Origin of the sequence: Chryseolinea lacunae, assembly GCF_016735595.1 — a bacterium.
Taxonomy (GTDB): domain Bacteria; phylum Bacteroidota; class Bacteroidia; order Cytophagales; family Cyclobacteriaceae; genus Chryseolinea; species Chryseolinea lacunae.
Map to the genome: position 1 here is coordinate 1 of NZ_JAERRB010000004.1, position 13377 is coordinate 13377.

Here is a 13377-nt window from a genome sequence, read left to right on the forward strand (position 1 = left end):
AATACAACAATGTTCGACCCCATGACAGCTTAGATAACATTACGCCACGGGCGTTCCTGTTGAAATGTGGAAGACTCCCAGCCGCACAGGCCGACACCGAGTATCCCACATTCCAACAAGGGGTTTACGATGATAATTATTACATTCGAGTGTAGCTACTCAGGGGAAGCTTACGGATTGATCTGAATAAATGAAACGAGACCGTCCAATGGAGACGGTCTCGTTTTCGTTTCTGACCGAGACCCTCAAAAGATGGGGTGCCATGGGGTTCGAAATTCGATGGATTAACACTGATTACCGGGTAGTTATTGCAGAAATCTTACCATCACTCCCCTCGTAGATTCTGTCATCGTTGGTAAATAATTCATAATCCGCAGCAGCGAAGGTTAACCTTATTTTCTGAGGTGAACTGTATCTATAATCCAGCCTAGATTCTCCAATTGCGTCGATCAGATCATCAATTCCTATATTCTTAAGGCTAGGAGGGAAACTGCCGTTTTTCGTATAATATTCCTCCAAGAACCTATTCAATCTTCCCATATTCCTACCGTCAGTTTGGCCATCTACGTAACCAATCTTCTTGAAATTCAGTTTATCCATCAACTCAGAAGTAAAGTATCGAATTACCCATGCGTTATTGAATTCGTTTGAGAAAATAATTTTTTCATTACGTGTAAAAGTAAAATTAACTGCTGCGGATATTTTTTTAATAGCATCCCCTGACAATTGGAATTTTGCAGAAAGATCAGCTGCGATAGAGTCAATGCTAATGGTTGTCTTTTTGAAACTCCCTTTAAGCTGAATTGCCACAAGCTCATCATTGAAGGCCGCCTCGTCTGATGCGATATAGCTTTTCAGATTGGCTGCAAATTGATCGTTGCCGGCATCCACTCGTAACGACTTATTTATATAATAATCGATCTTTGCAACATAGGATGGATGTAGTCTTATGTCGAGGTAATCACCCTGCATTACTGTAGCCTGATCCGCCAGGTGGCTGAGGTAAGCCCGGACTTTTGCAGCAACCGCTGTGGACAAATTCAAGTTTATCGTATCCAGTTGTGCTCGTAATTCTGCTGTGGTCTTAGTCATCTTTGTCTTATCGATATTAAAATGATTGGTTATGACTTCATACCTCGTTAATATGATCTTGTCAGTCAACGCAACTGGGAAAGTAAACAGAATTGCTTTTCGACTCTTCACTGTCAAATGAGTTGAATCTTGCAAATAATGTTTGATTTTAAGATAATTTACATCGTCGAGGATTGAAGGATCTTGACGTTCGAGATTGGGCAATCCTACTGACCGATAATAATCAAAATCAATCAGATCGAGCAACGGGTAGTCATTTCGCTGAAAAGATAAATTGAATAGATCAAGCGCCTGATAGGTATTTTGATTCAATCGATATGATCCTATGCTATAGTAAACCTCATTTCTTACTTTAGCATGAAGTGGGTTAAGTATTGACGTTTTATACAAATAGGAATTTGCTTCAAACCTTTTCTGTCCCGTCACTTCTTTGGCTCTGTATCTGATACCGAAAACGTAGACTTTCTCACCCCCAAAAAGTTGGGCTTGAAGATTAGTAATAGTAAACAAACTAAGGACAACAAGAAACGCGTGCTTATACATGTCAGTGGGTTTTTATTTTGTAGTAATTATTACTCTGAAATCCAGAGCAAAAGCCAAGTTAGAAAAGCTTATCACTTATGCTTTTTGGCTTTTTTTAGAAATCCCGTTAATGCAGTGGGTCAAATAAAATGTTTTTAGCCTTTTATCTAGGTGCCCTATATCGCTTCTCCGAATCATGTCTTTACCTCAAAGTTTTTGACAACCCTGAGCGGATGCATGGCGCTGCATGAACAATAAGAACTGTATACTTTAGTGGGATCGTTTTACGTCGTAATCACAACAAGTCTCATGGCGCGTTTTTTACAAGAAGTACGACCGAGCCATGCCCTTCAGCAAAAGAAATTTACATAAACGACCTATTTGATTCCGGGTGGGCTAGCGATCAGATTGGATCAGGTGAGGCAAGGAACCTAATCGAATATAATTCATTTTCTGAATTCAAGTCAAGATTTTTACAAATTTAAATGGTGGGTGGAGACTTCGTGAACCCTGGCCACTCGATCTTTTTAGGAGCATACGTGGCAAATTCCGAGGTCGTTATGCAGAATCCGAAGTGGGCTGACCATCTTTTTCCGTTTTGCCATGACCATCAATTTTCAGATCACGTCACCACCCAAGTCCGCCACCATTTGATCTGAAACAAGTCTAGCAATTAGGGGTTCAGAAACCTAGACGAAGTTTAAAATCCTCACGTAACTTTAGCGGATCACGCCCTCCTGAAATAAGTGGTCAATGGGGGCCAGACTCTCCACTTGACTGAACCTAATAAAAGTCAGAATTCGCATTTGATAGAGTATTGTATTGAATACAGGTTCGGATTGTCAAGTCTTAACTATTTCCATTAAAGAGCACATTTGGTTAGCCAAGACTAAGTGCTTCGTGATTTTAGCGAATTCATCATACTCGAACGAACATTCGCCTCAGCTTCGATGTACCAAGACAAGGGAGTAACGGTATCTGAGAGCTCTGGGAAGGATCTCCACTCGTGATTTATACAGCTTTAGTTAATAATAAAAAGTACTTGCTTCTGGCGGGTTTGCTGATATATAAGATATCGCTAGGCAAGTTTGCGAACGGGTGCGATAATTGGCCAAGTCTTAAAAAAATTAAAAAATATTTTTTTAGGTATCAAAACGCAACATTTCGAATCAAACGGTTCAGTTTTTATAAAATCCGCTTAATCATTTTGACACAAATCGAATCAAATAATTTTGATGCTTTTTTTCGCGCAAATCTCAGTAGCAAGATTTCCGTACCATTCATAAAGACGTCAACGACTTATTGAGACAACCTCATCAGTAAGATTCAGACGATAGCAGCCCAGATAAATAAACACGCTATGAAAAAGAATATCCATTTTATCACTCAAGCAAAAGGCGGGTCCGGAAAATCCGTTCTTACATTCATGTTAGCTGAGAAATATAAAGATGCCGTGATACTCGATTTAGATGATGCCACAACTACTTCGATGAAACAGCTCGCCTATCGAGACCCTATAAGGGTTTCGTTTCTTGATCCGTGCACAAAAAGAATAGACCGCGGTGCTTTTGGCGGCCTTTTTGAAAGTCTTATCGAAGATGATGATGTATTATATGTTGCAGATCTGGGAGCCAGTGTGGCTGAGCAGTTACCCAAGTATTTTTCAATGAACGGCATTGAGATCATCCAGCAGACACTCTCGGAGAATGGAATTGAGCTACAGATCATTTGTGTGATTGGCGGTGGAAACATATTCAAAGCGACAATGGAGTATCTACACGAACTGCATGACGCAACCAAGGGAGTTATCAAAGTGATTGTTGCGCACAATGGGTTCTATCCGCTGTCGGAAAAACAGCAGGAAGACCTCAATGACTTTCTTGGTGAAAAGAACCTGCCGTTAATCCACTTCGATTTGGTTAAAGACAAAGGTGAAATAGCAATGCGAACTATTGAAAATGTTTTAAGGGCAGGAAAAGGTATAAGTGGATTAAGCCCCTTCACGGCCCTATACTTTAGAAAACCAATCGAAGACTTAAATCTTTAAAGATGACACAGGACGAGAAACTAAAACGCGATTTGCGGTCATACTGTGCCTTTCTGATCAAGGAGTATGGAATTATTTATCCGCCAACCGACCCCGTGATTCCAGCGCTGTTCGCAATTCATAAAGATATGCAGCTAAATAATCAGAAAAATGCTGACATCGCTTTTCGCATCCATGAGGCCGCTGCGAAGGTAGAGCCACGGGTATTTCAATTAAATTCTTTCAAGGCAGCATTCGGTTTTCAACTGGGTATAGCGGCCAAATGGACTTTGTGGGGTGGAATGTTATTAGGTTTTGCTTGGCTCGCGACTTGGGTATGGTCGATCAACGCGGATCTCAAAAAAGCGAAAATGATAATTGAGTCATCTAAAAAGACAGTTGAGTTGATTCAGAAAGTTAGGATTGACAATGCCGGCTACTATTATATTGACTTTGTTGCTGCTAAGCGCGGTACTATCAAAAATTTCCATGAATTCACGAAGGTTGACAAGAACACAGTGCGGGTATATCTGGGTAAGGATAGCATTTCGACGCGATATTGATTTCTGTTATGGAAAAGAAACATATCATTAAATTCTTACAACAGAGAAAGAAGGGCGTTTACAACTTGATTGTTCAATTGTATGCGAATGTAATTACTTCTATGGGGCCAACAATGGCGATGGACATAGTCAAAGACGATTTGGAGAAGGAAGCAGGGACGCCGGTTGAAATTCACTATTTCGCGCTTGCACAAGCAATACTAAGATATAAGAAGAAGAACCCCAAAGTATCCTCTGGTTCCCTTGAGGGCGGCCAGAGGTTTAGTTTTAAAGATGCGTATGAGTTGAATGATGTCCAACTAGTTCCAGGAAGATTCAAACGCGATAAAATTGGATCAAGTATTTCAAAGAACGCTAAAAGTAAATCAAAATGAATAAAGTAAATGCAAGTAATAGCAGCTTAGCTAAACAGGAAGTAGTGCTTGCTTTTAACGGAGCAAGCCATGTTTCTGCTACGCTCCAACGGCTTGGAGAAGCTTTTTATAAATCAACCTGACCACTTCGTTCTGTTTTTATAGATGATGTCACGCCCAAAGGTAAACGATATAGACAAGCGTATCATTCAGGTGAACATTCGCCTGACCGAAGCGGAGCATGCCAAAGCGGTTGCTTATGCGCAAGGCAGCGGCATGACACCCGCGAACTGGATACGTCGGATTGTGTTTACCGGGAAATTTCCATCGGTAAAGTTGTCTCCCGTAGAAGCGGACCTGTATCGTGAGCTGAAAAGGATCGGCGTTAACCTTAATCAGATAACGCACAGAATCAATCTCGGGGAATTTCCAAAGGAATACAGCGCCCAACAGGTTGAATTGAAGGAGGCATTGGATTACATATTAAAAGCATTGACCAGTGACGGGGAACCAGATCAAGGGTAAGGGATTCCGTGGCGCGTTGCGTTACAACCTGGAGAAGGTGGAAAAAAACCTGGCCGAGGTGCTCGACCATTCCTTTTCCCGCGTCACCGAAAAATCAATCATGAAAGAAATTCAGATGGTGAAGGTACTGCGGCCAAACCTTCAGAAATTTTTCTACCACACCTCCCTGAATTTTCCACCACATGAGAATCTTTCCAATGATACCATGAAACGGATTGCCAATGATTACCTGAAAGCCAATGGGTTCAATCAGCATCAATTCATCATTTTCAGGCACTACGATGCGGATCACCCACATCTTCATATCCTGGTTAACCGTATTGGTTTTGATGGACAGGTGCTAAGCGACTGCAATGATTTCGCACGCAGCGAGAAAATACTCCGTGGTCTTGAAATAAAGTACAACCTCACCAACGTGGCTCCCAGCAAACAAGCTACAAAGCGGGCTGTCACCAAGGATGAATTGGAGATGATGAAGCGCACGGGACAACCTTCACTTAAAATACAGCTACAGGCAATGGTGAAAGGAATCATGGATTCGAATTCCAATATGACGGTTTCAGAATTCATCCAGGCGCTAGAGAAGAAAGGAGTAGCAACGCAATTTAATATTGCCAGTACAGGGCATGTGAGCGGTGTGTCGTACTCTTACCAAGGAATGGTAGTGACAGGCTCTAAGCTTGGGAATGAATTCAAGTGGACAACGCTAAAAGATAAAATAGACTATGACAAGCAGCGGGATAGCCAAACCATTCTCAATACCAATTCCCGATCAAAAACTGTCGCTGCGAAGCGAGGTGACATGGATGGGCATAAAAAGTCACCGATTTCGAATGAGAAGTCGACTAAGCACACTTTCGGGACCTACAGAAATTTGGAAGCTAGTCCAAAGACCAAAGGCCTTCCAAACTCAAAGAATCCAAGCGAAGCAGACTTGCTGTCCGGCATTATTGGTAGCCTAATCAGCCCTCATCTTGAGCGTGACCAAGCACCAGAAGCATCGCTAGGATTGACACGGAAGCGGAAACGCAGAAAAAGCTTTGGGCGGTAAATTCACACTCGAAAGATTTTATTGATTGGGTCCAAATCGTTGAAGAATTAATTCTGTCACAAAGATGCTTCGGGCAGCGGATGCAGCGAGCAGTCAAAAGCTTACGGCATAAAATTCAGGGAGCCTTCGGTCATGTGTCTTTTTCAAATTTATTCCGTTTCCTTATTGACAGCTCGGCTACCCTTCGCAAAGGCAGTTCCATAATTAAATTCTTAACGATTATGGAAAACAACACCAATCAATCAAAACAATTCGAAGTGGCAGAAATTGAACTGTCTTACAAGTCTTCCATCAAACCTTCTTCCCGGGCCAAGATCAGTAGCTCCAAAGACGCTGGCGCTTTACTGATGCAATCCTGGGACCTGTCAAAAATTGAACTGGTTGAACAGTTTAAGATACTCTTTGTCAATCGGGCCAATCGCGTCCTGGGTATCTACGAACTCTCTACCGGTGGCATGAGCGCTACCGTCGTTGATCCCAAGCTCATCTTTGTTGCAGCCTTAAAAGTAGGTGCCTCTGGCATCATATTAAGCCACAACCATCCTTCTGGAAATCTCACGCCAAGCCAAGCAGACATTAGCTTTACCAAGCGAATCAGCGAAGGCGCTAAGCTGTTGGAAATCCAACTGATGGACCACATCATACTTACTAGCGAAAGCTATTATTCATTCGCAGACGAGGGGTTATTATAGCCCCTTATTTCCTCACTTTAAAAAACGAATAAGTGAGCCGTTGTATGTAAGAATTAGGACCTGGTGTCTGGAAAAACATTTTTGTCTTTGATTAAGTCCACGCCAATGGCCTTCTATCACGACGCTCATCATGTTCCTCCGTTGGCCAGCATTCCGGACCTTACTTAGTGAGTGCTAATCTTGGCCTCACTTTACGGGTTTACAAGCACCCTCTTTTTTTTTCGACGCTCAAGTCAAAAAAAGTTATTCTGTTATGATCGTTATCCCTGCCCGCGCGGCTTTGTAGGCCAGTTTCTCTTTCAACCCGCCATAGCCCCAGTTCCGGAAAACAAATGCATTGTTCTTCGCTTGTTCTTCTTTCTCCTGTTGGTTTACAAGAATCAGTGTTGCTGCCTTATGAGCGAGGCAAAGGTCAATCACCTTTTTGCTGTAGGTGTGGAGCTTGGTGCGAACAAACGCTTTCTCAATGTCCTTGAATTTGGCGGCACCTTGGAACTTTCGCTTTTTACCTTTGCCGCCGCGACAAAATGTGGCGGCGCTCAAGGCGCGTTGTCGCGCCGCCTGGATGGCCATGCGCCTGTATAAGAACTCTTCCTTGCTACCGACCTTGAATACAGCTTTTCCGATGGTGAGCACTACCGGATAGTCAAGGGACAGGGATGCTTCGGCAATTATTTCATCGGAAAGGACGAGCTGCTCCTTTTTCTGTTCAAAAGTGGCAAGCAGATATAGCTTTCGTTTTGCCAGCTGTAGAGAACTGCCGCAGAATTTAACTGTCCCCTCCAGCCATTGTTGCATTAGTCTGCGCTTGTCCACCTGGTCGTGACCCAGATAGGTTCGAAAGGGAATGGAGAATAGTTGAAAACTGTATTCGTTCCGCTCCTTGATATAGGTGAGCCGACGCACGTTCTCGGCCAGAAACGGTATAGGAATATCGTGCTTATAATTCGAGATCGATTCTTCTCCACGCTGATACGCTCCAGCTTTTTGGGAATAGGTAACCACTAAGGTATGATTTAACGCATTTAGAATATGCATCGGGATCAGTCCTTTGAATTGGCTGGAGAGGAACCGGTAGGTGCTGTTCTGGCGGGAGGTTGTCAGCATCCCTTGAGGATCGGTCGTCCAATCCGCAAGCTTGAGTTGGATATCCTCCCTCAGATACACCATGTCTTTTAACTGGTGTTGGATGAACTGGTGCGTGAAAAGGTAGTTGGCGCTTCGCTGGCAGATAGACTGCCAGCGGGACAAGGTCTTATAAGCGTCCTTGATGAAGTCTTTGTCAGGGCTATCTATCAGTATCTGGATCTTTCGCGTCGTGGTGATTGTAGTTTCTTTCATTGCGACAGGTAACGGGTATTAAATCTCTTTTAAGATGGCATGTGCTTTTACATATTGCTGCTGGACATAGGGTAGAGGGAGTTTTAGAAGTTCGGAAATTTGCAGGAAGGTATAGTGAAGATTTAGCCGCATTGAATATATGTGACTCTGTTCAGTCGTTAGCCTATCATGATAGAATCGAATTTCTGTGGAAGTTCGTCTGTAGATTGATGAAGACGTTTTCGGGACTAATAGCGAGCGCAGGTATTCACAGGCGCTTTCAATTTCCTTGTTCACTGTTTGAACAGGTAGCTTTAAGCGTTGAGAGATTTCTTTCGCGGTTAATCCCTCACAAAGATGCAGATCAAGTATCCGTCGTTGCCCGTGATTGGGAAGTGACGGGATACGCAGGAGCACTTCATTTAGGAATTTACTCTTTGAGTCTACTCCATCTTGTTCAGGGAATGAATCAATAGCTTTTGTGTCAAACCAGTCAAGACTGACAAGGCGGCGGTAGAATTGTAGCTTTGAATTTCGATAATAGGCCATACATTCCCAACGCACAATTAGTTTTAAGAATCTTCTAATGTGGTCCATGCTGGTCATTCTCTCTCTGAATACCCACATCTTCAAAAAGGCTTCTTGAATAATGGAATTTACAGTGAATTCGTCTTGGACAAGTCGAAGGCCATATCGCTGAATAGGTTTTGACAGTCTGTTATATATAAGCGTTAGACCGTGCTCTGAGTCGGAGGTGAAGACTTGAAAAATTTGATGTTCGCTAGTATCGATCTGATTTTTTTTCATGCGCTCCTTTAATTCAGATTTAGAATCTGGAGCGTCTTACTGTAAGTCAGGTGCTTACATAAAAAATATGGCGTGGAACCCAACTTACATGTCCGAGGTACTGGTATACCTATCCACGAATAAGTGGGCCCACGCCAATGGCGTGAGCACATCACTTATTGTCCCGTGGATTTGAAAATTACCAGTTTTCGGACGCGACGCTAAGTGCGAATGCTTTAATTTCTTATAACAATCGCTAATTTATTAATAACTAATCTATGCAACAGCAGCTAAGATCATTTGCTTAGTTATAGCTAAGCGCAATAATAATGATCTTTTTTGTATTTGCCAATACGCATGGCAAAGAAATCAAAATTCGAAATTTCTGTTATCGATCGCGTTAGAGAAGTGCGCCAAAAAAAGGGATACACGCAAGACGACTTAGCCATGTTTTTAAATGTATCCAGAGGTTTTATTGGCCAAGTTGAAAGCCCCAATTCCGCGAGCAAGTATAAACTTGATCATCTGAACCAATTAGCAAAAGAAATGGACTGTTCTCCCAAAGACTTTTTGCCGGAAAAGTATATAAAATAACAGTCACAAGGCCTCGTAAAAACCTGCGAATCAGTATTGGCCTCGACTTCGAGCGTTACTTCAAAATCGTTTAGTCACCGCTGGTTATTGGGATTTTCAGGGATTCCTTTTTCTTACCCTTGTGAGCTTTCGAAATATGTCCATCAAGAGATCTTTTATTTGGAAATGGACCCGCTTCGCATTCATCGCACCAGTGTTCAACGATTTTCTCTTTGTCTGCCGTTACACGTTTGAAAAAAAGCTCGCTTAATTGCCATACCGCTAGCGAATGCGTCATGCAGATCAAGAAACTTATCACCGTCATCTTTACATTTTCAATGGATGGTTCTTTTACTGCCAAAAACCAATAGTCGTAATAGAGCGCATTGAGAAAGAAACTGACCACGGCGTAGAACTTCCCAATTGATCGATAACCATTAATAACAAAGATTAAGATTAGAAATTCGATTACAGCCGCAAGCGCAATACCATAGAACCAATTCATGAACGTAAGGCCAAATAAGGTCATATCAAGGTGCTCTAAATCCTTGAAAAGGTGTCCGGCGTGTGGCACGTAGAGGATGATTAATGCTAGGGCACCATGAAAGACCACCTCTTTGCTTTCTAGATATGTGACAATTTTGTTCATATATTAAGATTTATCCTTGTTATCAATTGTTGAGTTGGTTGCGACCATGTTTGATTGAAGTCTTTCCTTCAACATGGTCATGTCATTACTTACTTTGATGTCGAGTATTTTGGCATAGTGCTGGGTGGTTTTTAAATTTCTATGACCGAGCATTTTGCTCACCGTCTCTATGGGAACGCCATTGGTTAAGGTCACTGTTGTGGCAAAAGTATGCCGAGCTGTATGAAATGTCATTTTTTTGGTGATGCCGCAAGCATCTGCTATCTCCTTTAAATAGGTGTTCATTTTTTGATTGCTAAGAACAGGTAGGAGTTTTTCGTTATTTAAGCACTGGGGATCAGCGCTGTAACGATTAAGGATTTCTAGAGCTTGAGGCAATAACGGCACCCGTGTTGCAGTATCCGTTTTCTGCCTTTTCGTCCATATCCATTTCTCGCCATCAATTCCAGTCGTGATTTCATCCCTCGTTAATTTCTCAACATCTGCATAGGAAAGGCCAGTATAGCAGCAAAAGACAAATACGTCTCGAACTTGCTTGATTCGAAGAATGTTAAACTCTTTTTTTGTAATTTTCTCTAATTCGCCTTCTAGCAAAAAAGGTCTTTCAACCTCTCTTTTAGACATCTTGAAGCCAACGAAGGGATCACGGTCGAGCCAACCATTTTTAATGCAGAGGTTTACTATTTTCTTGAAGTTGGAGAGATATTTCATTGCGGTATTGTGATCACATCTTCGCACTGACTTCAGCCAAAATTCATAGTCCGTTATAAATTCATAGTTGAGCTTTTTAATATCGATATCGTTCACTTTATACTTCCAATTCATGAACTCTTGCGTGTGTTTTTTAGATGTTATGTAACGCTCCAAAGTGAGAGGAGAAAACTCGCGATTGACTAGGGATTTCATCTGGCCATTATGCTGTTCGAAAATTTCCATGAGCATTCTTGACCTTTCCGATGAAATTCCTTGCCAGCGATTTTTAAACTCCTGTAGAGTGAGTGGTTTGCCCTCCACAAGAATTTGCCGTTGATGGTCAAATGCTTTTGCGCGTAGTGTTTCGAGGAATGAATTGATGGATCGTGCTATTTCCGAATTGCCTTTTGCTTTACCGGCTTCAACAGACCAATTCTGTATAGGAATGAATCTCTTGGTGCCGAGATCGTATCGCTCGCCATTGAGCGTTACCCGCATGTAGATGGGTACCTCACCACGATGGTTTGGTTTTGACTTTCTCGCGAAAAACAGGACGCTAATTGTTGCATTCATTGTATTGTATTTTAGTTGAAAATACGTCGCCGGTGCACCTGAAAACAAGATGTTCTTGCGTTGAACTAGTTGTTTTTCAGATACTTGTGAGCAATTCGGTGCACTTGGTTTTTGGCTTAGACCAAGTGCACCGATTCTCCACCTACGAGTTGCTTACAATTGAATGTTTTGGATGGCCCAAAAAAGAAAAAACCCCGAATTCATTACGAATTCGGGGTTTTAACTTTGTTTGGTGTGTAGTTCGCAGAGGAGGAGGGATTCGAACCCCCGGAACCTTGCGGTTCAACGGTTTTCAAGACCGCCGCATTCGACCGCTCTGCCACTCCTCTGTGTGTTTGCGGTGATTTTGGGAGTGCAAATGTATATGTTTCTGGGTTTTCGGCCAACCCTGGCTGGCAACTTTCCCTTATTTTGTTTCGTCGCCGTAGTCCAGGAACACTCTGCGGATGTCTTTGTCGTCGATTTTGTTCACGTTTTTGTTGTAGGCGTCCAGTTCCAGGAGCACGATGCGCTGGTCGTTGAGGGCGGCGCGCATTTTTTCGATGTCTTTGTCGAATTCGGGGCTGCGGCGGTTCACTTTGAGGGCGTATTTGCGGGCAAAGTCGTCGCCGGTAGATTGGATTTTGTTGCGCAAGTCGATGCTGATTTTGATTTTTTCGAGGATGTTCTCCTTGCTACGGCCGATCACTTCGGTGGCTTCGAGGGTGCCAAGTGTGAGCACCGTTGTGCCGCCCACGCCGCTGACGGCCTTGGCGCTGTTGGGATCGTCGACAATGATCGGGGTGAAACCGGTGACGGCACCCAGGGAGGCGTTGACGATGGAGCGGTTTTTCTTGCCCTTCTTGGCTTTCTTATAGTCCTGGTTCAGTTTCTTTTGGTTGGCATCGATTTGCTGGAGCAGCACGATGGCGTCGATGAGGTTGCCGCGGTATTTTGAAAACAGGTGAGCGTCTTTCTTGATCATGTTTTCGGTGTCGGCCACTTTGATTTTCACTTTCTTCTGGGTGCGGTTGTTTGATTTGTCGAGCACGAAGAACGTGATTTCGGGGGTGAGGGAAGTTTGGGCGTCGTCTACAAATTCGTAGCCGGGTGTCCAGGTAAATTCGTAGAGCAGTTGTGTGTTTTCTTTGAAGCTGGCGGCGGGTATGCGTTTGTCGCTGGCAATGAAGCCGGCGCTGCGCACGTTGTCGTCGCCGTTGGGATCGCTGATGTAGATTTTGAGGTTCAGGGTTTCGTCTTCTTTGATGGAGAAGAGTGTGTCGATGGGAAGGATCTGAATTTCGGAGGGCAGGTCAAGTTGTGTTTGTGCGATCCGGAGTTTGCCTTTTGTTTCGGCTTTGTCGGGTTGATCCTGGGCAATGAACTCGATGGTGAGGGGGTTGTTTTTGAGGTTTGCAAATTGTGTGCGCGAGGGTGTCCAGGTGAACTGTCCCTGCGAGGAGAGTGCTGCGCCTTCGGGCAGTTGGGTTTGGGGTGAGCGGAACGACATGGGGTCGCCATCTTCGTCGTAGACATAGTCGGCGCTGATCTGGTATGAATTTTCTTTGCCTTGCTTGACATAGAGCACGGGCAACTCTTCGGCTACTGGCGGGCGGTTAACGTGCTTGACGATGAACGATATGGTTTTGCGTTCGCGCTTGCCGTCGGGTTGTGCGGCCTGGAAAATGAGCGAGATGTCTTTTGTTTTTGCTACACGGTCCACCAGGTCGAAGGACGGCTTCCAGCTAAAGTTTCCCAGGGAGTCGAACTGTATGCCCAGGCCTTCGGTGCCCTCGATGGAGAAGCGCGCTTTGACTTCGGGACGTGTTTTGACGCGAAAATTTAATTCTTGATTTTCGTTCAAAACATTCCAGCCAACCGAATCGGGAAAGATCAGTTGTATGTTTTGTGCGTAGACGATGGTGGTGGAGATGAGGCAGAGTGACAGAAAGATGGTTCGCTTCACGATGAGATGTTGTA

Annotated in this window: 14 protein-coding genes and 1 tRNA gene; 8 read left to right on the forward strand and 7 right to left on the reverse strand. The window is 43.5% G+C overall.

Annotation, left to right across the window (positions count from 1 at the left end):
* Nucleotides 1–294: 294 nt before the first annotated feature.
* Nucleotides 295–1635, reverse strand: a complete 1341-nt coding sequence (locus tag JI741_RS12765) for a hypothetical protein (RefSeq protein WP_202009971.1) — start codon at nt 1633–1635, stop codon at nt 295–297.
* A gap of 1339 nt (nt 1636–2974) precedes the next feature.
* Here JI741_RS12765 and JI741_RS12770 point away from each other — a divergent pair.
* The 7 genes from JI741_RS12770 (at nt 2975) to JI741_RS12795 (ending at nt 6824) form a co-directional block, all read left to right on the forward strand.
* Entirely contained in the window at nt 2975–3661 is a 687-nt protein-coding gene (locus JI741_RS12770) for a P-loop NTPase family protein (RefSeq protein WP_202009973.1), read from the forward strand.
* A 2-nt stretch (nt 3662–3663) separates the two neighbouring features.
* On the forward strand, nt 3664–4203 hold the full coding sequence (locus JI741_RS12775; RefSeq protein ID WP_202009975.1) for a hypothetical protein: 540 nt from the start codon (nt 3664–3666) through the stop codon (nt 4201–4203).
* Between the two features lie 8 nt (nt 4204–4211).
* Nucleotides 4212–4577, forward strand: coding sequence for a hypothetical protein (locus JI741_RS12780; RefSeq protein ID WP_202009977.1), 366 nt, complete (start codon nt 4212–4214; stop codon nt 4575–4577).
* On the forward strand, nt 4574–4699 hold the full coding sequence (locus JI741_RS32795) for a hypothetical protein (RefSeq protein WP_255534550.1): 126 nt from the start codon (nt 4574–4576) through the stop codon (nt 4697–4699). The genes JI741_RS12780 and JI741_RS32795 overlap by 4 nt, the downstream gene beginning before the upstream one ends.
* A 25-nt stretch (nt 4700–4724) precedes the next feature.
* Nucleotides 4725–5081 (forward strand): plasmid mobilization protein, encoded by a 357-nt coding sequence (locus JI741_RS12785; protein ID WP_236676078.1) that lies wholly within the window; start codon nt 4725–4727, stop codon nt 5079–5081.
* Entirely contained in the window at nt 5056–6132 is a 1077-nt protein-coding gene (locus JI741_RS12790) for a relaxase/mobilization nuclease domain-containing protein (protein WP_369411771.1), read from the forward strand. Before JI741_RS12785 ends, JI741_RS12790 begins: the two co-directional genes overlap by 26 nt.
* Nucleotides 6133–6353: 221 nt before the next feature.
* Entirely contained in the window at nt 6354–6824 is a 471-nt protein-coding gene (locus JI741_RS12795; RefSeq protein ID WP_202009983.1) for a JAB domain-containing protein, read from the forward strand.
* Between the two features lie 243 nt (nt 6825–7067).
* Here the strand turns inward: JI741_RS12795 and JI741_RS12800 are convergent, their stop codons facing one another.
* Both JI741_RS12800 and JI741_RS12805 read right to left on the reverse strand, forming a co-directional pair.
* Nucleotides 7068–8165, reverse strand: a complete 1098-nt coding sequence (locus JI741_RS12800) for a transposase (protein ID WP_202009985.1) — start codon at nt 8163–8165, stop codon at nt 7068–7070.
* 18 nt (nt 8166–8183) lie between these two features.
* Nucleotides 8184–8951, reverse strand: coding sequence for an RNA polymerase sigma factor (locus JI741_RS12805; RefSeq protein ID WP_202009987.1), 768 nt, complete (start codon nt 8949–8951; stop codon nt 8184–8186).
* 336 nt (nt 8952–9287) lie between these two features.
* Here JI741_RS12805 and JI741_RS12810 point away from each other — a divergent pair, with 336 nt between their 5' ends.
* Nucleotides 9288–9524, forward strand: a complete 237-nt coding sequence (locus JI741_RS12810) for a helix-turn-helix domain-containing protein (RefSeq protein ID WP_202009989.1) — start codon at nt 9288–9290, stop codon at nt 9522–9524.
* A gap of 70 nt (nt 9525–9594) precedes the next feature.
* Here the strand turns inward: JI741_RS12810 and JI741_RS12815 are convergent, their stop codons facing one another.
* The 4 genes from JI741_RS12815 to JI741_RS12830 all read right to left on the reverse strand — a co-directional run bounded on the left by JI741_RS12815 (nt 9595) and on the right by JI741_RS12830 (nt 13363).
* Nucleotides 9595–10152 (reverse strand): hypothetical protein, encoded by a 558-nt coding sequence (locus tag JI741_RS12815; protein WP_202009991.1) that lies wholly within the window; start codon nt 10150–10152, stop codon nt 9595–9597.
* 3 nt (nt 10153–10155) lie between these two features.
* Nucleotides 10156–11418 (reverse strand): site-specific integrase, encoded by a 1263-nt coding sequence (locus tag JI741_RS12820; RefSeq protein ID WP_202009993.1) that lies wholly within the window; start codon nt 11416–11418, stop codon nt 10156–10158.
* 244 nt (nt 11419–11662) lie between these two features.
* A tRNA-Ser gene (locus tag JI741_RS12825) sits at nt 11663–11747 on the reverse strand.
* Between the two features lie 77 nt (nt 11748–11824).
* On the reverse strand, nt 11825–13363 hold the full coding sequence (locus tag JI741_RS12830; RefSeq protein ID WP_202009995.1) for a putative Ig domain-containing protein: 1539 nt from the start codon (nt 13361–13363) through the stop codon (nt 11825–11827).
* Nucleotides 13364–13377 lie beyond the last annotated feature (14 nt).

Bases quoted from the DNA above. Each gene is read 5' to 3' on its own strand.
- JI741_RS12785 (WP_236676078.1), top strand. From the start codon at position 4,725: ATGTCACGCCCAAAGGTAAACGATATAGACAAGCGTATCATTCAGGTG.
- JI741_RS32795 (WP_255534550.1), top strand. From the start codon at position 4,574: ATGAATAAAGTAAATGCAAGTAATAGCAGCTTAGCTAAACAGGAAGTA.
- JI741_RS12780 (WP_202009977.1), top strand. From the start codon at position 4,212: ATGGAAAAGAAACATATCATTAAATTCTTACAACAGAGAAAGAAGGGC.
- JI741_RS12795 (WP_202009983.1), top strand. From the start codon at position 6,354: ATGGAAAACAACACCAATCAATCAAAACAATTCGAAGTGGCAGAAATT.
- JI741_RS12775 (WP_202009975.1), top strand. From the start codon at position 3,664: ATGACACAGGACGAGAAACTAAAACGCGATTTGCGGTCATACTGTGCC.
- JI741_RS12815 (WP_202009991.1), bottom strand. From the start codon at position 10,152: ATGAACAAAATTGTCACATATCTAGAAAGCAAAGAGGTGGTCTTTCAT.
- JI741_RS12765 (WP_202009971.1), bottom strand. From the start codon at position 1,635: ATGTATAAGCACGCGTTTCTTGTTGTCCTTAGTTTGTTTACTATTACT.
- JI741_RS12810 (WP_202009989.1), top strand. From the start codon at position 9,288: ATGGCAAAGAAATCAAAATTCGAAATTTCTGTTATCGATCGCGTTAGA.
- JI741_RS12805 (WP_202009987.1), bottom strand. From the start codon at position 8,951: ATGAAAAAAAATCAGATCGATACTAGCGAACATCAAATTTTTCAAGTC.
- JI741_RS12800 (WP_202009985.1), bottom strand. From the start codon at position 8,165: ATGAAAGAAACTACAATCACCACGACGCGAAAGATCCAGATACTGATA.
- JI741_RS12820 (WP_202009993.1), bottom strand. From the start codon at position 11,418: ATGAATGCAACAATTAGCGTCCTGTTTTTCGCGAGAAAGTCAAAACCA.
- JI741_RS12770 (WP_202009973.1), top strand. From the start codon at position 2,975: ATGAAAAAGAATATCCATTTTATCACTCAAGCAAAAGGCGGGTCCGGA.